This is a genomic window from Streptomyces liangshanensis (assembly GCF_011694815.1).
GTDB classification, from domain to species: domain Bacteria; phylum Actinomycetota; class Actinomycetes; order Streptomycetales; family Streptomycetaceae; genus Streptomyces; species Streptomyces liangshanensis.
Genome location: NZ_CP050177.1, coordinates 3,398,166 through 3,418,489 on the forward strand (window position 1 = coordinate 3,398,166; position 20,324 = coordinate 3,418,489).

19 protein-coding genes are annotated in these 20,324 nt (G+C 72.9%); 4 read left to right on the plus strand and 15 right to left on the minus strand.

The genetic code is table 11. The features are described 5' to 3' along the window. Nucleotides 1-4 precede the first annotated feature (4 nt). Both HA039_RS14610 and HA039_RS14615 read right to left on the minus strand, forming a co-directional pair. Complete coding sequence (locus tag HA039_RS14610) at nt 5-799, minus strand: M23 family metallopeptidase (RefSeq protein WP_167029190.1); 795 nt, start codon at nt 797-799, stop codon at nt 5-7. Between the two features lie 398 nt (nt 800-1,197). Beyond that, nucleotides 1,198-3,720 carry an ATP-dependent Clp protease ATP-binding subunit gene (locus tag HA039_RS14615; protein ID WP_167029193.1) on the minus strand — a complete coding sequence of 841 codons (2,523 nt, stop codon included), beginning with the start codon at nt 3,718-3,720 and terminating at the stop codon, nt 1,198-1,200. Nucleotides 3,721-4,153: 433 nt separating this feature from the next. Between HA039_RS14615 and HA039_RS14620 the strand changes: the two genes are divergently transcribed. Next, nucleotides 4,154-4,828 carry an SCO3374 family protein gene (locus HA039_RS14620; RefSeq protein ID WP_167029196.1) on the plus strand — a complete coding sequence of 225 codons (675 nt, stop codon included), beginning with the start codon at nt 4,154-4,156 and terminating at the stop codon, nt 4,826-4,828. Here the strand turns inward: HA039_RS14620 and HA039_RS14625 are convergent. From HA039_RS14625 to HA039_RS14670, 10 genes are all read right to left on the minus strand, one after another. Further along, nucleotides 4,807-5,142: a histone-like nucleoid-structuring protein Lsr2 gene (locus HA039_RS14625; RefSeq protein ID WP_167029200.1), complete on the minus strand. Its 336-nt coding sequence runs from the start codon at nt 5,140-5,142 to the stop codon at nt 4,807-4,809. The genes HA039_RS14620 and HA039_RS14625 overlap by 22 nt on opposite strands. Nucleotides 5,143-5,299: 157 nt before the next feature. Then, the gene (locus HA039_RS14630) at nt 5,300-5,839 is read right to left on the minus strand and encodes an amino-acid N-acetyltransferase (protein ID WP_167029203.1); all 540 of its coding nucleotides are present in this window, start codon (nt 5,837-5,839) and stop codon (nt 5,300-5,302) included. 9 nt (nt 5,840-5,848) lie between these two features. Further along, the gene (locus tag HA039_RS14635; protein WP_425086341.1) at nt 5,849-6,352 is read right to left on the minus strand and encodes a BlaI/MecI/CopY family transcriptional regulator; all 504 of its coding nucleotides are present in this window, start codon (nt 6,350-6,352) and stop codon (nt 5,849-5,851) included. Between the two features lie 174 nt (nt 6,353-6,526). Next, a complete protein-coding gene (locus tag HA039_RS14640) occupies nt 6,527-6,712 on the minus strand; it encodes a hypothetical protein (RefSeq protein ID WP_167029209.1) in 186 nt (61 codons plus the stop codon). Nucleotides 6,713-6,726: 14 nt separating this feature from the next. Further along, nucleotides 6,727-7,380, minus strand: a complete 654-nt coding sequence (locus HA039_RS14645; RefSeq protein WP_208298799.1) for a hypothetical protein — start codon at nt 7,378-7,380, stop codon at nt 6,727-6,729. 140 nt (nt 7,381-7,520) lie between these two features. Further along, a complete protein-coding gene (locus HA039_RS14650) occupies nt 7,521-8,318 on the minus strand; it encodes a type III pantothenate kinase (protein WP_161308517.1) in 798 nt (265 codons plus the stop codon). Next, nucleotides 8,318-9,439 carry a carboxylating nicotinate-nucleotide diphosphorylase gene (nadC, locus tag HA039_RS14655; protein ID WP_167029215.1) on the minus strand — a complete coding sequence of 374 codons (1,122 nt, stop codon included), beginning with the start codon at nt 9,437-9,439 and terminating at the stop codon, nt 8,318-8,320. Before nadC ends, HA039_RS14650 begins: the two co-directional genes overlap by 1 nt. Before the next feature lie 2 nt (nt 9,440-9,441). Continuing rightward, nucleotides 9,442-11,274: an L-aspartate oxidase gene (locus HA039_RS14660; RefSeq protein WP_167036797.1), complete on the minus strand. Its 1,833-nt coding sequence runs from the start codon at nt 11,272-11,274 to the stop codon at nt 9,442-9,444. A 59-nt stretch (nt 11,275-11,333) separates the two neighbouring features. Then, nucleotides 11,334-12,365 carry a pantoate--beta-alanine ligase gene (panC, locus tag HA039_RS14665; RefSeq protein WP_167029217.1) on the minus strand — a complete coding sequence of 344 codons (1,032 nt, stop codon included), beginning with the start codon at nt 12,363-12,365 and terminating at the stop codon, nt 11,334-11,336. Beyond that, nucleotides 12,362-13,369 carry a Rossmann-like and DUF2520 domain-containing protein gene (locus HA039_RS14670; RefSeq protein WP_425086342.1) on the minus strand — a complete coding sequence of 336 codons (1,008 nt, stop codon included), beginning with the start codon at nt 13,367-13,369 and terminating at the stop codon, nt 12,362-12,364. Before HA039_RS14670 ends, panC begins: the two co-directional genes overlap by 4 nt. 102 nt (nt 13,370-13,471) lie before the next feature. On the opposite strand from HA039_RS14670, the gene HA039_RS14675 reads away from it, so the two are divergent. Beyond that, the gene (locus tag HA039_RS14675; protein ID WP_167029223.1) at nt 13,472-14,653 is read left to right on the plus strand and encodes a threonine aldolase family protein; all 1,182 of its coding nucleotides are present in this window, start codon (nt 13,472-13,474) and stop codon (nt 14,651-14,653) included. On the opposite strand, the gene HA039_RS14680 is transcribed toward HA039_RS14675, so the two are convergent. Then, a complete protein-coding gene (locus tag HA039_RS14680) occupies nt 14,650-15,330 on the minus strand; it encodes a response regulator (RefSeq protein WP_167029226.1) in 681 nt (226 codons plus the stop codon). The two genes, HA039_RS14675 and HA039_RS14680, sit on opposite strands and share 4 nt — an antisense overlap. A 34-nt stretch (nt 15,331-15,364) precedes the next feature. Beyond that, nucleotides 15,365-16,564 carry a sensor histidine kinase gene (locus tag HA039_RS14685; RefSeq protein WP_167029229.1) on the minus strand — a complete coding sequence of 400 codons (1,200 nt, stop codon included), beginning with the start codon at nt 16,562-16,564 and terminating at the stop codon, nt 15,365-15,367. A 150-nt stretch (nt 16,565-16,714) separates the two neighbouring features. Here HA039_RS14685 and HA039_RS14690 point away from each other — a divergent pair, with 150 nt between their 5' ends. Together HA039_RS14690 and HA039_RS14695 are read left to right on the plus strand one after the other, a co-directional pair. Beyond that, entirely contained in the window at nt 16,715-17,794 is a 1,080-nt protein-coding gene (locus tag HA039_RS14690; protein ID WP_167036800.1) for an SAM-dependent methyltransferase, read from the plus strand. Between the two features lie 13 nt (nt 17,795-17,807). Continuing rightward, nucleotides 17,808-18,959 carry an NADH-quinone oxidoreductase subunit D gene (locus HA039_RS14695; protein WP_167029232.1) on the plus strand — a complete coding sequence of 384 codons (1,152 nt, stop codon included), beginning with the start codon at nt 17,808-17,810 and terminating at the stop codon, nt 18,957-18,959. A gap of 30 nt (nt 18,960-18,989) precedes the next feature. Here HA039_RS14695 and HA039_RS14700 read toward each other — a convergent pair whose 3' ends face one another. Next, a complete protein-coding gene (locus HA039_RS14700) occupies nt 18,990-20,216 on the minus strand; it encodes a hypothetical protein (RefSeq protein WP_243869437.1) in 1,227 nt (408 codons plus the stop codon). Between the last annotated feature and the right edge of the window lie 108 nt (nt 20,217-20,324).

Sequence of the window (20,324 nt, forward strand, 5' to 3'; positions counted from 1 at the left end):
CGGCTCAGACCGTGACGCCCATGTGCCGCAGGAAGGTGAGCGGGTTGACCGCCGACCCGTAGTTCGGGGTCGTACGGATCTCGAAGTGCAGGTGGGGGCCGCTGGAGTTGCCGGTGTTCCCGGAGTACGCGATCCGCTGGTCGGCCTTCACGTGCTGGCCGACCCACACCTTGACCTGGGACAGGTGCGCGTACTGCGAGTACGTCCCGTCGCCGTGCCGGATCACGATGGCGTTGCCGTACGCGGGTCCGTCACCGGCGCCGTTCGGTCCCGCCTTGACGACCGTGCCGCTGTGGGCCGCCTTGACCGGGGTGCCGGTCGGTACGGCGAAGTCCTGGCCGGAGTGCTGGTGCGCCCACATGCTGCCGCCCCGGCCGAACGTCGCGCTCAGGGTGTAGCGGTCGACCGGGCCCGTCCAGCCGTGCGCCTTCCTGATCCGGTCGGCCTTCGCCTTGGCCCTGGCCTGGTCCGCCTTGGCCTTCGCGGCCCGCTTCTTCGCCTCGGCCTCGGCCCTCTTCGCCTCCGCCGCCGCCCGCTCGGCCTCGGCCTTCTTGGCGTCGGCCGCGGCGCCGGCCTGCGCGGCCGCCTGCTCGGCGATCGCGCCGGACGCCGCGGAGGCGGTCACGGCGGTCGCGCCCCGGGCCGGCCCAGCGTCGGCGCCCCCGTCGCCCCCGGTCGCGGCGAGCGCGGCGCCCGCCCCGCAAGCCATCGACACCCCGAGCCCGGCGGCCACCAGGCCGGCCCGGGTGCGCAGGGCGGACGGGAGGCGGGAGAGACGGAACTGCTCGCGCTGGAACATGCGGGGAAAACCTCCGGGCATGAGGAGACCCGGCAGGGCTGCCGGGCGGTCCTCACCTTGGTAACCCGAACGCCCATCCCGCCCCAAAGCACCCATCTACGACATCGCGTCGTAGAAGTCGGAACGGCATAAAGCCCCTTGACCCACCCCCCACCCGCCCCGCCCGGGCCCTCCCGCCCCACCCCACGCGCGCACCCGGCACTACGCCCCCTAGTAGCCCCGAAACCCCCTGTGCGGCTTGTCACCCCCACCGAACACCCCCCGGACCAAAGCCCTGTCCGTTTCAGGACCAACGGCGGGCGCCGCACGACGCATCCGCGCGCACACGCCAAAAGGGGCTGCCCCGCACCGTCGGAACGGTCCGGGGCAGCCCCTTCGTGCGTGTGTGCTTCCGAGGACTAGACGTCCTTCGTCAGGTTCGGGCCGCCGCCCGCCGCCTGCTCGATCGGCGGGGCGTCCGGCAGGGCCGACTTCTCCTCGCCGCGGAAGGTGAACTTCTTCGCCTCACCCTCGCCCTCGGTGTCCACGACCACGATGTGACCCGAGCGCAGCTCGCCGAAGAGGATCTTCTCCGACAGCATGTCCTCGATCTCACGCTGGATGGTCCGGCGCAGCGGCCGGGCGCCCAGCACGGGGTCGTAGCCCTTCTTGGCGAGGAGCGACTTCGCGGCCGGGCTGAGCTCGAGGCCCATGTCCCGGTCCTTCAGACGCTCGTCCACCTTGTCGACCATGAGGTCGACGATCTGGATGATGTCTTCCTCGGTGAGCTGGTGGAAGACCACCGTGTCGTCGACACGGTTGAGGAACTCGGGCCGGAAGTGCTGCTTGAGTTCTTCGTTGACCTTCGTCTTCATCCGGTCGTACGTGCTCTTGGTGTCGCCCTGCGCCGCGAAGCCCAGGTTGAACCCCTTGGAGATGTCCCTGGTCCCGAGGTTGGTCGTCATGATGATGACCGTGTTCTTGAAGTCGACGACCCTGCCCTGGGAGTCGGTCAGACGACCGTCCTCCAGGATCTGGAGAAGCGAATTGAAGATATCGGGGTGGGCCTTCTCGACCTCGTCGAAGAGGACGACGGAGAACGGCTTCCTGCGCACCTTCTCGGTGAGCTGGCCGCCCTCTTCGTACCCCACGTAACCGGGGGGCGAACCGAAGAGACGCGAGACCGTGTGCTTCTCGCTGAACTCCGACATGTCGAGCGCGATCAGCGCGTCCTCGTCGCCGAAGAGGAATTCGGCGAGCGTCTTCGACAGCTCGGTCTTACCGACACCGGACGGGCCGGCGAAGATGAACGAGCCACCGGGACGCTTCGGGTCCTTCAGACCCGCTCGCGTACGACGGATCGCCTGCGAGAGCGCCTTGATGGCGTCCTTCTGGCCGATGACGCGCTTGTGGAGCTCGTCCTCCATGCGCAGCAGCCGCGAGGACTCCTCCTCGGTGAGCTTGAAGACCGGGATGCCGGTGGCCGTCGCCAGGACCTCGGCGATCAGCTCCTCGTCCACCTCGGCGACGACGTCCATGTCGCCGGCCTTCCACTCCTTCTCCCGCTTGGTCTTCGCCGCCAGCAGCTGCTTCTCCTTGTCACGGAGAGACGCCGCCTTCTCGAAGTCCTGGGAGTCGATCGCCGACTCCTTGTCGCGGCGGACACCCGCGATCTTCTCGTCGAACTCGCGGAGGTCCGGCGGGGCCGTCATCCGGCGGATGCGCATCCGGGAACCGGCCTCGTCGATCAGGTCGATCGCCTTGTCCGGCAGGAAGCGGTCCGAGATGTAGCGGTCGGCGAGCGTCGCGGCGGCGACCAGCGCGGAGTCCGTGATGGACACGCGGTGGTGCGCCTCGTAACGGTCGCGCAGCCCCTTGAGGATCTCGATCGTGTGCGGCAGCGACGGCTCCGCGACCTGGATGGGCTGGAAACGGCGCTCCAGCGCCGCGTCCTTCTCCAGGTGCTTGCGGTACTCGTCCAGCGTGGTCGCACCGATGGTCTGGAGCTCGCCGCGGGCCAGCATCGGCTTCAGGATCGAAGCCGCGTCGATCGCGCCCTCGGCGGCACCCGCGCCCACGAGGGTGTGGAGCTCGTCGATGAACAGGATGATGTCGCCGCGGGTGCGGATCTCCTTGAGCACCTTCTTGAGGCGCTCCTCGAAGTCACCGCGGTACCGGGAACCGGCGACGAGCGCGCCCAGGTCGAGGGTGTAGAGGTGCTTGTCCTTGAGGGTCTCGGGCACCTCGCCCTTGACGATGGCCTGCGCCAGTCCCTCGACGACCGCCGTCTTGCCGACGCCGGGCTCGCCGATGAGCACAGGGTTGTTCTTCGTACGGCGGGACAGCACCTGCATGACCCGCTCGATCTCCTTCTCGCGCCCGATGACCGGGTCGAGCTTGGACTCGCGGGCGGCCTGGGTGAGATTCCGGCCGAACTGGTCGAGGACCAGGGACGTGGAGGGCGTGCCCTCGGCAGGACCGCCGGCGGTGGCGGCCTCCTTGCCCTGGTAGCCGGAGAGCAGCTGGATGACCTGCTGCCGCACCCGGTTGAGATCGGCGCCCAGCTTCACGAGGACCTGGGCGGCGACGCCCTCGCCCTCGCGGATCAGGCCGAGCAGGATGTGCTCCGTGCCGATGTAGTTGTGGCCCAGCTGAAGGGCCTCGCGGAGCGACAGCTCCAGGACCTTCTTGGCACGGGGAGTGAAGGGGATGTGGCCGGACGGGGCCTGCTGCCCCTGCCCGATGATCTCCTCCACCTGCTGGCGGACCGCCTCGAGCGAAATCCCGAGGCTCTCCAGGGCCTTAGCGGCGACACCCTCACCCTCGTGGATAAGGCCCAGGAGGATGTGCTCGGTGCCGATGTAGTTGTGGTTGAGCATCCGGGCTTCTTCCTGAGCCAGGACGACAACCCGCCGCGCGCGGTCGGTGAACCTCTCGAACATCGTTAATCGCTCCTCAGAGCGGTCAGGCAGTAAAGGGGTCGGTCCCCTCCCTGTCCTTCCGCAGCTTAGTCCCGCAAGCGGGGACCGCTCATTCCAACTGCCGGGTCCCGCGTCCTCGGCCGTGAGCCCCGGACGCCGTCAACAGCTCCAACCTGATGGTGCGAGACGATGTTCCCGCAGGCCAGGCAGATACCCTCATCGGCAGTACGCCGATGGCGAACGTGAGACGCCCGAAACCGCGTGTCGCCCCTCCCCACTAGGAATGTCTTACCCGCAAAGACTGACAGTCCATGCGGCGCACGCCGATTCCCTCCGCTACGGGCGAACAACCTTGCGCTCCGCAATGCGCCCGTACGCCCACAACTCGGACACGCAGCGCGACCACCCGTACACATTCCGTAACTCCGGGTCGCTCCCGGGAGTTCCCCCGGGTATGACACCGACCGTCCCCCTCCCCCGCGCACCCCTGGAGGGCGCTCGCGTCCGGTGGGGCCGCCGGGAGGCGTGGGACCGGTACGCACCATCATCCCACCGGGCGTCCTCATGGGCGCACTGGTACGGGGACGGTCCTGGCGGACTCGGCTGGCCCACGGACGAGGGACTCCCGCTCCACGTGCTGACGGGGGTGCGCTTCGACGTGCTGGAGATGCCCGCGGGCGCCGGTGCGGCCCTGCTGCGGCGGATCGGCCGGACGGGCCCCGTGGCTCTCGGCGACGGGCGCGTACGGCTGCTGGTGGCCGCGGGGAGCGCGGAGGAGCTGCCGGGGCTGCTCGACTGGCTGGAGTGGGGCGCGATCGGCTCCGCGGCGCTCGGCCTGACCGCACTCGGCGAGGGGGGCCGTACCCCCGCGCCCGTACCGCCGTGGTGGCCGGCGGAGGGCGTCGCGCGGGGGGCCGCCGTATGGCTGCGGCCCCCCGAGCAGGGACGCGAGGTGGAGACGACACTGCCGGCGCTCGCCCCGTTCGGGCGGGCGACGGGCAACGGGGGCAGTGGGGATGCCCCCGATCTCGTACGCCTCGTGGACGCGGCGGCCACGGAGTGCCACCGGGCCCGGCTGCTGCACAGAATTACGCTCCGTACGAATGCTCAGCCGTTGGCGTTCTCGTAAGCCTCGCGGATGTCGGCCGGAACGCGGCCGCGATCGTTGACGCTGTAGCCGTTCTCCTTCGCCCACTTGCGGATTTCCGCGGTGTCCTTGTTACCGCCCGCCGCGACACGGCCCTTGCCACGGCTGCCCGCGGCACGGCCGCCGGTACGCCGACCGCCCTTGGTGTACGGATCGAGGAGACCCCGCAGCTTGTCCGCATTGGCGGTGGTGAGGTCGATCTCGTAGGTCTTGCCGTCGAGAGCGAACGTCACCGTCTCGTCTGCCTCGCCACCGTCGAGGTCATCGACAAGAAGGACCTGAACCTTCTGTGCCACCGGATTTCCTTTCATCGAAAATTGCAGTACGCGGAAAGGAAACCGCTTTTCTCAGGAAAACACAAACCCTCGGCAGAGGTTCAGCGGCACGGGAAGACGGGAAACGTGCGCGATTCGGACATAGGGCTCTGCCGCATCGGACGCTCTCATGGGACGCTCACAGGTGCAGAAGCATCCGGCTGTTGCCCAAGGTGTTCGGCTTCACCCGTTCGAGACCGAGGAACTCCGCAACACCCTCGTCATAGGAACGCAGCAGCTCCCTGTACACATCTCGGTCGACCGGTGTCCCCCCGATCTCCACGAAGCCGCGCTTCGCGAAGAACTCGACTTCGAAGGTGAGGCAGAATACGCGCCGCACTCCCAGCCACCGGGCGGTCTCCAGGAGCTTGTCCAGCAGGAGATGGCCCGCCCCCAGGCCTCTGACCGCCGGATCCACGGCCAGGGTGCGCACTTCGGCGAGGTCTTCCCACATCACGTGCAAGGCGCCGCAGCCGATGACCCGCGCGTCCTCGTCGCGTTCCACGACCCAGAACTCCTGGATGTCCTCGTAAAGCGTCACCGGCGCTTTGTCGAGGAGGATGCCTTGACGTACGTAAGGGTCCACCAGCCGGCGGACCGCGGGCACATCACCGGGCCTGGCCCGGCGGACCGTGAGGGCATTCGCGGGCGCATTGGGAAGCGGTACGGCTGAGGACATGCCCGGACGCTATCGCCCCGCCTCCGCGGTCCCGTCGGCGCCCTCGTCCCGCCGTTCCCCGGGACGGCCGTTCCCCGGGGAGCCTTCCGGGGGCGCCGCTTCCGTACCGCCGCCTTCCGCACCGCCCTCTTCCGGGCCGTCGCCTTCCGGACGATCCCCTTCGGGTTCGGGGCGATCGCCTTCCGGGCGGTCGACGCGGACGATACGGACGGCGTCTTCGAGAGATCCGCGCTGCTCGGGCGACATCATGCCGAAGAACGCGACAAGGGCGGCGGCCGGGTTGTCACTCTTCGACCACGCCTCGTTCATCAAGGCGGCGGCGTAGGCGGGGCGGGTGGAGACCGCCGTATATCGATAGGCGCGGCCGTCGACTTCCCTGCGTACCCAGCCCTTCTGATGGAGATTGTCCATTACGGTCATGACGGTGGTGTAGGCGATGGACCGTTCCTGCTGAAGGTCTTCGAGGACTTCCCGGACGGTGACCGGGCGGTTCCATTGCCAGACGCGTGTCATGACGGCGTCCTCAAGGTCTCCCAATTGGCGGGGCACAGCGCCACCATAGTAGGAGATGTCCGAATGGCCGGTTATTGACGTAACAAAAAGGACGTACGACGAGGAATCAGCCGTACGTCCTGGTCACGGGCGGTGAGGTCGGGGCGGTGCGCCGGCCGGGCGCCCGCCGGGACCTCAGACGCCGTGGGTGTCCGGCGTACGCCCCTGCTGGGCGGCCTCGGCCCGGGCGAGCGCGGCGTCGACGGCCGCGTCCTCCTTGGCCTTGTTCGCACCGCCCTGGCTCTTGACGATGGTCCGGACCAGCGCGATGAAGAAGGCTGCCATCACCACAGGGGGCACAAGCGCGGATACGTAGTCCATGGCGACCAGACTAGCTACCCGGCCGCCCGCTCCTCGGGCGGGGGCTTCGGGCGGCGGCGCGGCGGGAAGACCTCGGACGGCTTGGGCATGGGACGGGCGGGCTCGCCGGGCTTCCGCGGCTCGCGGGGGTCGCGGGACGGCTGCGGCTGGGCGGGCTGCGCGGGCCGCGGCTCGCGGGGCTGCTTCGGCTCGTCGGCGGCGCGGCCGCCGGGGAGCGAGAAGAGCCGGGTGCGCGGGGCGGGGGTCTGGTGGGTGACCTCGCCTCCGGGGTACGAGCCCTGGGCGTACGCGCTCCCCGTACCGCCCCACCTCGCCCGTACCGCGCGCTCCGCGAGGTCCTGGCAGCGGTCGAGCAGGGCGGCGGCGACGGCGTTGCCGCGCAGGGCGCGCAGGGCGGCGAGGTCGTCGGGCCCCGGCGCGTAACCGGTGGCGAGGGCGTCCTGGAGCAGCTCCAGGTAACCCCCGACGGAGCCGGGCAGGGCGGCGCGGTACCGGGCGAGGTCCGCGAGCAGGAACGCCCGCAGACGGCCGGCCTCGGCCTCCGCCTCGTCCACGGACTCGGCGAGCCGCAGGCAGGCCCGGACGTCCTCGTCGGCGAGCGGGGCGGGACGAAGGGCGACGGCGAGGGCGCGTCGGAGCACACGCAGCTCGTCAGCGCCGAACACCATGCCGCCGCGGGATCCGTATGGCGTGGGCATGCGGCGACCCTACGCGCTGGGGGGACAAAATCCGCTTAACACCCCTTCCCGGGCGCGGCCCGGGCGGCCGGGCGGGGACCCGGGCCGCGGTGGGGGTGGGGGTGGGGGTGTCACATGCGGGAGACGTTGCGTTCGTAGACCAGGCGGAGGCCGATCAGGGTCAGCCACGGTTCGTGTTCGTCGATCACCGAGGCCTCGCCCAGCACCATCGGCGCCAGGCCGCCCGTGGCGATCACCGTGACCTCGTCGGGGTCGTCGGCCAGCTCGCGCTTCATGCGGGTCACCACGCCGTCGACCTGGCCCGCGAAGCCGTACACGATGCCGGACTGCATCGCCTCCACGGTGTTCTTGCCGATCACGCTCCGGGGGCGGGCCAGCTCGATCTTGCGGAGCTGGGCGCCCTTCACGCCGAGCGCCTCGACCGAGATCTCGATGCCGGGCGCGATCACCCCGCCCGCGTACTCCCCGCGCGCGCTGACCGCGTCGAACGTCGTCGCCGTGCCGAAGTCGACCACGATGGCGGGACCGCCGTAGAGGTCGACCGCCGCGACCGCGTTGATGATGCGGTCCGCGCCGACCTCCTTGGGGTTGTCCATGAGGATCGGCACGCCCGTCTTGATGCCCGGCTCGACCAGGACCGAGGGGACGTCCCCGTAGTAGCGGCGGGTCACCTCGCGCAGCTCGTGCAGGACGGACGGGACGGTCGAGCAGATGGCGATCCCCTCGACGCCCTCGCCCAGTTCGTCCCCGAGCAGCGGGTGCATGCCCATCAAGCCCTGGAGCAGCACGGCGAGTTCGTCGGCGGTCCGGCGGGCGTCCGTGGACACCCGCCAGTGCTCGACGATGTCCTCGCCGTCGAACAGGCCGAGCACCGTATGGGTGTTGCCGACGTCGATGGTGAGCAGCATCAGGCGCCCACCCCGTCAGGACCGTCGTCCGACCCGGCGTCCGCGCCGAGGTCGTCCGTGTCGAAGTCGTCGGCGTCGTCGGCGTCGAACGGCTCGGCCTCGCGCAGGTCCAGGCCGATGTCCAGGATCGGCGACGAGTGCGTGAGCGCCCCCACCGCGAGGAAGTCGACGCCCGTCTCCGCGTACGCGCGCGCCGTGTCGAGGGTGAGGCGTCCGGAGGACTCCAGGATCGCGCGTCCCGCGACGATGCCCACCGCCTCCGCCGTCTCGCCCGGCGTGAAGTTGTCCAGCAGGATCAGGTCCGCGCCCGCGTCCAGCACCTCGCGCACCTGGTGGAGGGTGTCGACCTCCACCTCGACGGCCACGCCGGGGAAGCTGTCCCGTACCGCCTTGAAGGCCTCCGCGACACCCCCCGCCGCGACCACGTGGTTGTCCTTCACGAGCGCCGCGTCCGACAGCGACATGCGGTGGTTGACGCCGCCGCCGCACCGGACCGCGTACTTCTCCAGGGCCCGCAGCCCCGGCGTGGTCTTGCGGGTGTCGCGCACCTTCGCCGACGTCCCCTCCAGGACGTCCGCCCACGCGCGCGTGGCCGTCGCGATGCCGGACAGCCGGCACAGGAGGTTGAGCGCGCTGCGCTCGGCGGTGAGCAGGTCGCGGGTACGGGCGGTGACGCTGAGCAGCTTCTGCCCCGCCTCCACGCGGTCGCCGTCCGCGACGTGCCGTTCCACCGCGAACTCGTCGGTGGCCACGACGGACAGGACGGCCTCGGCGACGTGTATCCCGGCGACCGTGCCGCCCTCGCGGGCCGTGAAGTCACCGGTGGCGACGGCGTCCTCGGGGACGGTCGCGACGGTCGTCACGTCCACCCCGTGGTCGAGGTCCTCCTCCACGGCGACGTGCGCGACGTCCTCGACCTGGACGGGGTCCAGGCCGGACTCGGCGAGCAACTGGGCGAGTTCGGGGTCGAGCCCGCACTCCAGGTCGTCGGGGCCGAAGCCGTCGGAGCAGCCGCAGCCGTCGCCGCAGCCACCCCCGGCGGACGCCGCGGCCGGGGCGCCGATCTGGATCAGGGGTACGTCCACGGCCTCGGGGCGCGGACTGTCTTCGGGCGTGCTCACGGTTACGGCTCCCTGGGGACGTCGGGTTCTGCATGTACGTATACGGGGTCGACGGGCGGGAACGCAGCCGTTCCCGTACGACGGACCGTCAAACTGCGGTCGCGCGACAACCGCGCGACCAGGTGCCGGCGCCAGTCGGCGTCGTCGCGCTCGGGCCGGTCCTCGCGCCAGTGGCAGCCGCGGGTCTCCTCGCGCTCCAGAGCGGCGGCGACGAGGACGCGGGCGACACAGAGGAGGTTCGAGGTCTCCCAGGAGTCCACGCCGGGGACGGCGGCCTTGACCTCTCCCTCCCCCTGCTGCTCCTCGGCGCGCAGGGCGTCCAGGTGAACGGCTTCGAGGGCCTGGGCGGCGGCGCCGAGACTGCGGGCCGAGCGGAGGACCCCGGCGCCCTCGGACATGATCCGCTGGATCCGGATGCGGGCCTCGGGGTCGATGAGGGGGAGGGGACGGGAGGCGGGCGGGGCGAGGTCGGAGGGGCGGACGGCGGCGTCGGGAATGGCGCCCTCGGATGAGACGCCTTCTTCCGAGGGAACGACACCCGCTTTAGGAGAGCGGTGCTCCCCGCTTGCGCTGTGCAGCCGCTCCGCCACGTCCGCCGCGATCCGCTCCGCGAACACCAGCCCCTCCAGGAGCGAGTTCGACGCCAGCCGGTTCGCGCCGTGGACGCCCGTGCAGGCCACCTCGCCGCACGCGTACAACCCCGGGACCGTGGTGCGCCCGCGCAGGTCCGTCCGGACACCGCCCGACGCGTAGTGGGCCGCCGGGGCGACCGGGACCGGCTCCGTCACCGGGTCGATGCCGTGGGAGCGGCAGGCCGCCAGGATCGTGGGGAAGCGGGTCTCCCACATCTCCGCGCCGAAGTGCCGCGCGTCCAGGTACATGTGGTCGGCGCCCTGCTCCCGCATGCGCCGCGTGATCGCCTTGGCGACGATGTCGCGGGGCGCCAGCTCGGCCAGTTCGTGCTGGTCGAGCATGAAGCGGACCCCGCCGGCGTCCACGAGATGGGCGCCCTCGCCCCGTACCGCCTCGGACACCAGCGGCTGCTGGCCCTCCGCGCCCACGCCCAGGAACAGCACGGTGGGGTGGAACTGCACGAACTCCAGGTCCGACACCTCGGCGCCCGCCCGCAGCGCCAGCGCCACGCCGTCGCCGGTGGACACCGCGGGGTTGGTCGTGGCGGAGAAGACCTGGCCCATGCCGCCGGTGGCGAGGACCACCGCGGGCGCGTGGACCGCGCCGACGCCGTCGTGCTGGCCCTCGCCCATCACGTGGAGGGTGACGCCCGACGTACGGCCGTGCTCGTCGGTCAGCAGGTCGAGGACGAGCGCGTTCTCGACGGTCGTGAGCGCGGCGGCGCGGACCGCCTCGACGAGCGCGCGGGAGATCTCCAGGCCGGTCGCGTCACCGCCCGCGTGGGCGATACGGCGGCGGTGGTGGCCGCCCTCGCGGGTGAGCTGGAGCTCGCCGCCCGCGCCGGTGTCGAAGTGGGCGCCGGTCCCGATCAGGCGGCGTACGGCGTCCGGGCCCTCGGTGACCAGCGTGCGGACGGCGTCCTCGTCGCACAGGCCGACGCCCGCGACGAGGGTGTCGGCCAGGTGCTGATCCGGGGTGTCGCCCTCGCCGAGCGCGGCGGCGACGCCGCCCTGGGCCCAGCGGGTGGAACCGTCGTCCAGGTGGGCCTTGGTGACGACGACCGTACGCAGTCCGGCGGCGGTGCAGCGCAGGGCCGTGGTGAGCCCGGCGACGCCCGAGCCGACCACGACGACGTCCGCGTCCAGGGCCCAGCCGGGGGCGGGGGCGGCCAGCCGTATCCCGGTCGCGACGGCGCCGGGTATCTCCTGGGAGGGCGCGGATCCCGGCGATCCGGGGAGCGTCCCCCGGGAGGACTCTGCGGTCACTGGGGAGCTCCGAAGGTCAGGGGGATGTTGTCGATGAGGCGGGTGCCGCCGACCCGCGCCGCGACGGCGAGGATCGCCTCGCCGGTGTGGCCGTCGGGGACTTCCGTGAAGTCGGCGGGGTCGACCAGCGCGAGGTAGTCCAGCGTCAGGGGCGGTACGGCGCGCGCGGCGGGCACGAGGACCGTGCGGGCCGCGGCCCGCACGGCGTCGGCGCCGCAGGGGCGGGCCTGCCCGCCAGCGCGGGCCACCGCGTGCGCGTCCGCCGCGAGCCGGGGCTCGCCGAGGGCGGAGAGTCCGGCGGCGCGCGCGTCCGGCGCGGGCGCCGACTCCGCGCGGGCGCGCAGCGCGTGCTGGGCGCCGAGCCGGTCGCGGGCCGCGAACAGCGCGCGGGAGAGGGCGAGGGCGGTACGGCGCTCCGCCGCGGACAGGAAGCGGTTACGGCTGGACAGGGCCAGGCCGTCGTCCTCGCGGACGGTCGGGACGCCGACGATCTCGACGGGGAAGTTCAGGTCGCGTGCCATGCGGCGGATCAGGGCGAGCTGCTGGGCGTCCTTCTGTCCGAAGAACGCGAGGTCGGGGCGGGTGAGGTGGAGCAGCTTGGCGACGACGGTGAGCATGCCGTCGAAGTGGCCGGGGCGCGAGGCGCCTTCGAGCAGCTCGCCCATGGGGCCCGCGGTGATCCTGACCTGGGGCGCGCCGCCCGGGTAGACCTCGTCCACGGACGGGGCGAAGACGGCGTCGGCGCCCGCGTGTTCGGCGGTCTTGAGGTCGGCGTCGAGGGTGCGGGGGTAGCGGTCGAGATCCTCGCCGGCGCCGAACTGGAGGGGGTTGACGAAGACGGTGACCACGACGAACCCGGCGGGGCCGACGTGCGCGCGGGCCGTGCGTATCAGGGTGGCGTGCCCGTCGTGGAGCGCGCCCATGGTCATGACGACCGCGACGCCGTCGCGGCGGGCGGGGTGTTCGGCGCGCCAGGTGTCCAGGAGCCGGTCCAGGTCCGCGCGGGTGGGGACGGGGGCGAGGCTCATCGGGCGCCCCCGCCGGCTCCGCCGCGGGTGTCCCCGAGGCTGTCGCCGTCCGCGAGGACGTCCAGGAGGTCTTCGGCCATCTCCGGCTTGAGCATGCCGTGGGCGAGCGCGCGGTCCGCGGTGGTGCGGGCCATCGCCAGGTACCCGGCGACGGCGGCCGGCGCGTGCTCGCGCAACACCTCCACGTGCGCGGCGACCGTGCCCGCGTCCCCGCGGGCGACGGGGCCGGTCAGGGCCGCGTCGCCGGAGCGCAACGCGTTGTCGAGGGCCGCGCCGAGGAGCGGGCCCAGCATCCGGTCCGGGGCCTCGACCCCGGCCGCGCGCAGCAGCTCCATCGACTGGGCGACCAGCGTGACCAGGTGGTTCGCGCCGAGCGCCAGCGCCGCGTGGTAGAGCGGACGGGACTCCTCCGCGATCCACTCGGCCTCGCCGCCCATCTCGATGACCAGCGCCTCGGCGGCCAGGCGCAGCTCCTCGGGGGCCGTGACGCCGAAGGAGCAGCCGGCCAGCCGCTGCACGTCCACGGAGGTGCCGGTGAACGTCATGGCCGGGTGCAGGGCCAGCGGGAGGGCGCCCGCGCGCAGGGCGGGGTCGAGCACCTTCGTGCCGTACCGCCCCGAGGTGTGGAGGAGGAGCTGTCCCGGCCGGACGGCACCGGTCTCGGCGAGCCCCTGGACGAGCGCGGCCAGCGCGTCGTCGGGAACCGTCAGGAGGACCAGCTCGGCGCGGGCGAGGACCTCGGCGGGGGTGACGACGGGGACGTCGGGGAGCAGGGTGGCGGCGCGCCGCACGGACGCGTCCGAGACACCGGAGACGGCGACCGGCCGGTGTCCGGCGAGGCGCAGGGCGGCGGCGAGGGCGGGGCCCACCCGGCCCGCGCCGACCACGCCGACCGTGAGCCGGGCGGGGCGGTCCCGTGGATCGAGTGGTTCCTGTGCTGCTGGGTTCACGCGTCGGGGCCTTCCGTTCCAGTCCGCGGCGGGTACCGGACGATTTCTGGCCATGCTACGCCAGCGCCGGGGCCGCCTCGCGGTTGTCCACAGGCACTTCGCACAGTTGTCCACAGGCCTGTGCGTGCCGGACGGCGGCTGGGCGATGATCGGTGCATGAGCGACACGAACGAAGAGGCCGAAGAGGCGAGGGAGCCCTCCCCCGACGACGTGCGGGACCGCCGGCGGGCCGCGTGGCGGGGCGCCGAGCGGAAGCTGGGCAACGACTTCATGAGCCGCCCCATGGGCGGGGCGCTGGCCGAGCTCGCCGAGGCGGGCGGCTCGGTGTACGACCTGGACGAGGGTCCTGACATCTACGGGGACGGGGTGGTCGCGGAGCTGGAGCGGCGGGTGGCCGCGCTGCTGGGCTTCCCGGCCGCCGCGTTCTTCCCGACGGGCACGATGGCGCAGCAGGCCGCGCTGCGCGGCTGGGCGGGGCGTACGGGCAACGACGTGGTGGCGATCCACCCGCTCGCGCATCCGGAGGTCCACGAGAGCGGTGCGCTGTCGGTCGTCGGCGGGCTGCGCACGGTCCATCCGACGCGGGAGCCCAGGCAGCCGACGGCCGAGGAGGTCCAGGACCTGGCGGAGCCGTTCGGGACGCTGATGCTGGAGCTGCCGCTGCGGGACGCGGGCTTCGTCCTGCCCACCTGGGACGAGCTGGTCGCGGTGGTGGACGCGGCGCGTGAGCGGGACGCTGTGGTGCACTTCGACGGGGCGCGCCTGTGGGAGTGCGTGACCCACTTCGGGCGGCCGCTGGCGGAGATCGCCGGGCTCGCGGACAGCGTCTACCTGTCCTTCTACAAGTCGCTGGGCGGGTTGTCGGGCGCGGTGCTGGCCGGTCCCGCGTCGCTGGTGGCGGAGGCGCGGGTGTGGCGCCACCGGTACGGGGGGCAGGTCTTCCAGCAGTATCCGGCGGCCCTGTCGGCGCTGCTGGGCCTGGAGCGGGAGCTGCCGCGCCTGCCGTCGTACGTGGCGCACGCGCGCGAGGTGGCGGCCGCGCTCGCCGAGGGGTTCGCGGAGTCGGCCGTCCCGTGGTTCCGCGTCCATCCGGAGCCGCCGCACACGCACCAGTTCCAGGTGTGGCTGCCGTACGCGCCGGAGGTGCTGAACGAGGCGGCGCTGCGGCAGGCGGAGGAGACGAAGGTGCTGCTGTTCCGCGTCTGGCACGCCTCGGGCACCGGGCCGCCCGGGGTCTCCCTCACGGAGGTCACGGTCGCGGAAGCGGGGCTGGAGTGGACGGCTCAGGACGTCCGGGCGGCGGTGGCGGACTTCGTGGAGCGGATAGCCAGGGTCTAGGCCGCGCCGCCGCCCGCCCGTACCAGCCCGGACTCGTAGGCGAGGACGACCACCTGCACGCGGTCGCGCAGGCCGAGCTTGGTGAGGATGCGGCCGACGTGTGTCTTCACGGTCGCCTCCGACAGGACGAGGCGGCCGGCGATCTCGCCGTTCGACAGGCCCTGCGCGACCAGCATCATCACCTCGCGCTCCCGCTCGGTCAGCCGCTCCATGTCCTTGTTCCTGGGCTTGTCGGCGGTCGGCAGGAGCGGGGCGAACCGGTCGAGCAGCCGCCGGGTGGTGGAGGGCGCGACCACGGCGTCCCCGCTGTGCACCGAGCGGATCGCGCTCAGCAGCTCGCTGGGCGGCACGTCCTTCAGCATGAAGCCGCTCGCCCCGGCCTTGAGGCCGGAGAACGCGTACTCGTCGAGGTCGAAGGTGGTCAGGATGAGGACTTTCGGGGGGTTGGGCTCCGCGCAGATCCGGCGCGTGGCCTCCACCCCGTCGAGGCGGGGCATGCGGACGTCCATCAGGACGACGTCGACGGCGGTGGTGCGGAGGTTCTCGATCGCCTCGGCGCCGTCCCCGGCCTCCGCGACGACCTCCATGTCGGGCTGCGCGGCCAGCACCATGCGGAAGCCGGTGCGAAGCAGCATCTGGTCGTCCACGAGCATGACGCGAATCGCCGTCGGGGTCATCGGGGGTTCCTTCTGTGGGGCGGGCCCGGGCACGTCAGTGCGCCGGCTTGAGGGGGAGGAGCGCGCTGATGCGGAAGCCGCCGCCGGGGCGCGGCCCCGCGTCCAGCGTGCCGCCGACCATCCCGACCCGCTCCCGCATCCCGATCAGGCCGTGGCCGCGGCCGTCGGCGCCGCCGTCCTCGTACAGCTCGTGGGTGGCGCCCCGCCCGTCGTCCTCGACCAGGAGGCCCAGGCCGTCGTCGAAGTAGACCAGCCGCACGCTCGCGCCCACGTCCGGTCCGCCGTGCTTGCGGCTGTTGGTGAGGGCTTCCTGCACGATCCGGTACGCGGTCAGCTCGACCCCGCTGGGCAGCGGGCGCGCGGTGCCCTCGATCCTGAAGTCCACGGTGAGGCCGGCCCTGCGCACCTGCTCGACCAGGTCCTCGATCTGGTCGACGTCGGGCTGGGGCACGTACTCCCCGCCCTCCCGGGTGTCCCCGGTCCGCAGGACGCCGAGCAGCCGGCGCATCTCGGCGAGGGCCTGGCGGCCGGTGCTGGAGATGGTCTCCAGGGCCTGTTTGGCCTGGTCGGGGGCGGCGTCCAGGACGTACGCGGCGCCGTCGGCCTGCACGACCATCACGGACACGTTGTGCGCGACGACGTCGTGCAGTTCGCGGGCGATCCTGGCCCGCTCGGCGGCGACCGCCACCTTGGCCTGCGCCTCGCGCTCCTTCTCCAGCCGGGTCGCGCGCTCCTCCAGCTGGTCGAAGTAGGCGCGGCGGGTACGGAGGGAGTCGCCGAGCACCCAGGCGAGGACGAACGGCACGGCCAGCACCACGCCCGCGAAGACCCGACCGAAGGTGCTCGCCCCGTCCACGGGCCAGCGCAACTGCGACAGCGGGGCCGCGAACAGGCCGCCGACCAGGGCGAGCCGGGAGGCCCAGCGCGGGCCGCCCTCGGCGGCCACGGTGTAGATGATGACGAGCATGGCGAAGTCGCCGGGGTTGACCGCGACGTCCAGCGCGAGCTGGACGACGCCCAGCGCGACGACGAGGAGCAGCATCCCGGCCGGCGCCCGGCGGCGCAGCGCGACCACCAGGCTCAGCAGCACGACCACGCCGATCGCCCGGAGCCGGTCGCCGACCCCGGTCTCCGCGGTGACCGCCCACAGCAAAGACACCCCGAGGAGCATGACAGCCCAGAAGGTGTCGACGCCCGTGGGGTGTCTGCGGAGGAAGTCGTAGAAGCGCTGCACGTCATCCAGCGTAGGGAGGCGGAGAAGGCGGAGGGGTCAACCGGAGGGTCGATCCGGTCGGCGGAAGCGTACTCCCCAAGGTGGAGACTTGACGCCGTGACGGATGACACCGGGAAGCACCCGGGCGCGCGCCCCGGCGCGGACGATCCCCTGGCCACGGGCCCGGGCGGAGCGCGGGCCACGGGCTGGCGGGCGGCGGCGGAGCGCGCGCTGTACGGGCCGGGGGGCTTCTACCTGCGCCCGGAGGGCCCGGCCGGGCATTTCCGCACGTCGGTGCACGCCTCCCCGCTCTTCGCGACCGCCGTCGCCCGGCTGCTGGCCGCCACCGCCCGGTCCCTGGGGACGGACGAGGTGGCGTTCGTCGACATGGGCGCGGGCCGGGGCGAGTTGGTGGCCGGGGTGCTCGCGGCGGTCCCCGAGAGCCTGACCGTGCATCCGTACGCCGTGGAACGCGCCCCCCGCCCCGCGGGGCTCGACCCGCGGGTGGAGTGGTACGCGGAGCCCCCGGCCGGGGTCAGCGGGCTGCTCTTCGCGAACGAGTGGCTGGACAACGTGCCGGTGGACGTCGCCGCGACGGACGCCGACGGGGTGGTGCGGTACGTGCTCGTGCGCCCCGACGGCACGGAGGAGCCGGGCCCGCCCGTCGGGGGCGCGGACGCCCGGTGGCTGGCGCGCTGGTGGCCGCCGGCCGGTCCCGGCACCCGCGCGGAGATCGGCCGGCCCCGCGACGAGGCCTGGGCGGCGGCCGTCGGCACGCTGGCGCGCGGGCTCGCGGTGGCCGTGGACTACGCGCACGTACGGGACGCCCGGCCGCCGTTCGGGACGCTGACGGGCTTCCGCGAGGGCCGGGAGGTGGCGCCCGTACCGGACGGGAGCCGCGACCTGACCGCCCATGTGGCCCTGGACGCCTGCGCGTTGCCGGGCGCGGAGCTCACCGACCAGCGCACGGCGCTGCGCCGCCTCGGGGTGAGCGGGGCGCGCCCGCCCCTGTCCCTGGCCGCCGCGGAGCCGGGCGCGTACGTACGGGCGCTGGCGGCGGCCGGGGAGGCGGCGGAGCTGACGGCCCGGGGCGGGCTCGGCGACTTCGGGTGGCTGGCCCAGCCGGTGGGCGTCGACCTCGGGTGGCCGTCCCGGTCCCTCGGCGCGGAAGCGGCCGACGGCGGTGAACCGGGCGGCGGCGGTGAACCGGGCGGCGGCGCCCTGCCCGGCGCCGGGTCCCGGGGCCTCTGAGAGACTGTCGCCCATGACGGAGACCACGCGGACGACGGTCGGCATCGGCGGCGCGGCGGAGAGCACCGACATGGTGCTCAACATCGGCCCCCAGCACCCTTCGACGCACGGTGTGCTCCGGCTGCGCCTGGTGCTCGACGGCGAGGTGATCCGCGAGGCGGAGCCGGTCATCGGCTACATGCACCGGGGCGCGGAGAAGCTCTTCGAGGCGCGCGACTACCGGCAGATCGTGATGCTGGCCAACCGCCACGACTGGCTGTCGGCGTTCTCCAACGAGCTGGGTGTCGTGATGGCCGTCGAGCGCATGCTCGGCATGGAGGTCCCCGAGCGCGCCGTGTGGACGAGGACGCTGCTGGCCGAGCTGAACCGGGTGCTCAACCACCTGATGTTCCTCGGCTCGTACCCGCTCGAACTGGGCGGGATCACCCCGGTGTTCCACGCGTTCCGCGAGCGGGAGGTCATCCAGGCGGTGATGGAGGAGGTCTCCGGCGGCCGGATGCACTACATGTTCAACCGGGTCGGCGGCCTCAAGGAGGACCTGCCCGCGGGCTGGCAGGGCCGGGCCCGGCAGGCGATCGCCGAGGTCCGCTCCCGGATGGACGTGTACGACGGGCTGGTCCTCGGCAACGAGATCTTCCGGGGCCGTACGCGCGGCGTCGGCGTGCTGTCGCGCGAGGCGGTGCACGCGTACGGCGTCTCCGGGCCGATCGCCCGCGCCTCGGGGGTCGACTTCGACCTGCGCAGGGACGAGCCCTACCTCGCGTACGGCGACCTCCAGGACACGCTGAAGGTCGTGACCCGGGAGGCCGGTGACTGCCTGGCGCGGTTCGAATGCCTGCTGGAGCAGACGCACAACGCGCTGGACCTGGCGGACGCCTGCCTGGACCGGCTCGGGGAGCTGCCTCCCGGGCCGATCAACCAGCGGCTGCCCAAGGTGCTGAAGGCCCCGGAGGGGCAGACGTACGCGTGGACCGAGAACCCCCTCGGCATCAACGGCTACTACCTGGTGTCGAAGGGCGAGAAGACGCCGTACCGGCTGAAGCTGCGCTCGGCGTCGTTCAACAACATCCAGGCGCTGACCGAGCTGCTGCCCGGGACCCAGGTCGCGGACATGGTGGCGATCCTGGGGTCGCTGTTCTTCGTCGTGGGCGACATCGACAAGTAGCGGGCCCGTACCGGTGCGGTACGGGCGGCCTCAGCGGGTGCCGCGCCCCACTTCGAGGGGCTCGGCGGCCTCCGCCTTCTCCGTCGCGCCGTCGGTACGGTCGTCCCCCGCGTCGCCGTCGTCGGAGTCGGCCAGGTCGATGACCGCGCCGACGGCCGGGTCCTCGGAGCGCCGCCGCTCGGCGAGCGCCTCCTCGCCCACGACGTCCGCGAGGTCCTCGCGCTCGACGGTGGCTCCCCCAGCCGCCGGGGCCTGCGCGGGACCGTCCTGCTCCGCCTTGGGATGCGCGCCCGCCTGCGTACCGAAGAAGTCGAAGCCGCTGCCCGGCCGCCGTGCCGGTCGGCGCTGCGCGGCGTACGGAACGATCGCGGACGCGCCCGGCACCCGCTTGGCGAGCGCCGCGGGCGGCCGGGTGGGCCGCTCCCCCACGCTCCGGGGGGTGCCTCCCCCGCCGAACACGGAGTCGTCCGCGCCCTCGGCGTCGTCGTCGCCGGTGTCCGCGGCGTCCTGCCCCGGAACGTCCTGCGCGGGGGTGCCCTTCGCGGGGGTCTTCTCCGGTGCCCCGGCACCGGACTCGGACTTCGCCCCCTCGGCGGGCTCCTTCGCCGACGCCTCGTCCGCGACGGGCCGGCCTGCGACGGGCTCGCCCGCGACGGCCTCACTCACGACGGCGGTCGCGGCCGGCGGGAGCGGCTGCCGGTTCTCGGCGTTCTTGGCCAGGGTGTCGAGGGCCTGCGCCGCGCGCAGGTAGACGGACGCGGTGGGCGTACTGCCCGCCGGCGGGAGCGCCTTGGGCTCGACGGCCGCCTCCAGGGCGAGCTGGCGCCGCCCCTCCAGCGCGGTGGCGCGCTCGGTCTCGGCGGTGGCGTACCGCCGCAGCAGCGCCGCGTGTTCGCCCCGGAGCCCGGCCAACTCGACGCGCTTCGTGCGGAGTTTGGCGTCGAGTTTCACGCGCAGTTCGCGCGATTCGTCGACGTCCGCCTCCAGCTCCGCTATCCGCTCCTCGGTCTTCCACTGGTCGCTCTCCCGCGCCCGGGTCAGATCCGCGACCCGGCGGCCGGCGCTCTCGTCCCAACTGCGCATGAACACGGCGCCGGTGAGCGCCGCCACGGCCGTGGCGGCGACCAGACCGCGCAGCGTCGCCGGATCCGCGACGAACCAGGCCCCCGCCGCGCAGAGGACCGCGGCTCCGGCGACCGCCATCGGCGGCAGAAGCTTGTGGAGGGGTGGGGAATGGCGGTGGCGTCCACGTGGCATGGCCTGAAATTTACCGTGCGTGGAGACCGGATGGGGTGCCCGTCGGACAATCTTTCCCGGCCCGTTGCCGATCCGCCGCCGATTCGGCTTTCGCGCCCCGCCATTCGC

Coding starts and splice junctions, on each gene's coding strand:
- HA039_RS14610 (WP_167029190.1), bottom strand. CDS start 799: ATGTTCCAGCGCGAGCAGTTCCGTCTCTCCCGCCTCCCGTCCGCCCTG.
- HA039_RS14615 (WP_167029193.1), bottom strand. CDS start 3,720: ATGTTCGAGAGGTTCACCGACCGCGCGCGGCGGGTTGTCGTCCTGGCT.
- HA039_RS14620 (WP_167029196.1), top strand. CDS start 4,154: ATGACACCGACCGTCCCCCTCCCCCGCGCACCCCTGGAGGGCGCTCGC.
- HA039_RS14630 (WP_167029203.1), bottom strand. CDS start 5,839: ATGTCCTCAGCCGTACCGCTTCCCAATGCGCCCGCGAATGCCCTCACG.
- HA039_RS14635 (WP_425086341.1), bottom strand. CDS start 6,352: ATGACACGCGTCTGGCAATGGAACCGCCCGGTCACCGTCCGGGAAGTC.
- HA039_RS14640 (WP_167029209.1), bottom strand. CDS start 6,712: ATGGACTACGTATCCGCGCTTGTGCCCCCTGTGGTGATGGCAGCCTTC.
- HA039_RS14645 (WP_208298799.1), bottom strand. CDS start 7,380: ATGGTGTTCGGCGCTGACGAGCTGCGTGTGCTCCGACGCGCCCTCGCC.
- HA039_RS14650 (WP_161308517.1), bottom strand. CDS start 8,318: ATGCTGCTCACCATCGACGTCGGCAACACCCATACGGTGCTCGGCCTG.
- panC (WP_167029217.1), bottom strand. CDS start 12,365: ATGAGCCTCGCCCCCGTCCCCACCCGCGCGGACCTGGACCGGCTCCTG.
- HA039_RS14670 (WP_425086342.1), bottom strand. CDS start 13,369: ATGGCCAGAAATCGTCCGGTACCCGCCGCGGACTGGAACGGAAGGCCC.
- HA039_RS14675 (WP_167029223.1), top strand. CDS start 13,472: ATGAGCGACACGAACGAAGAGGCCGAAGAGGCGAGGGAGCCCTCCCCC.
- HA039_RS14680 (WP_167029226.1), bottom strand. CDS start 15,330: ATGACCCCGACGGCGATTCGCGTCATGCTCGTGGACGACCAGATGCTG.
- HA039_RS14695 (WP_167029232.1), top strand. CDS start 17,808: ATGACGGAGACCACGCGGACGACGGTCGGCATCGGCGGCGCGGCGGAG.
- HA039_RS14700 (WP_243869437.1), bottom strand. CDS start 20,216: ATGCCACGTGGACGCCACCGCCATTCCCCACCCCTCCACAAGCTTCTG.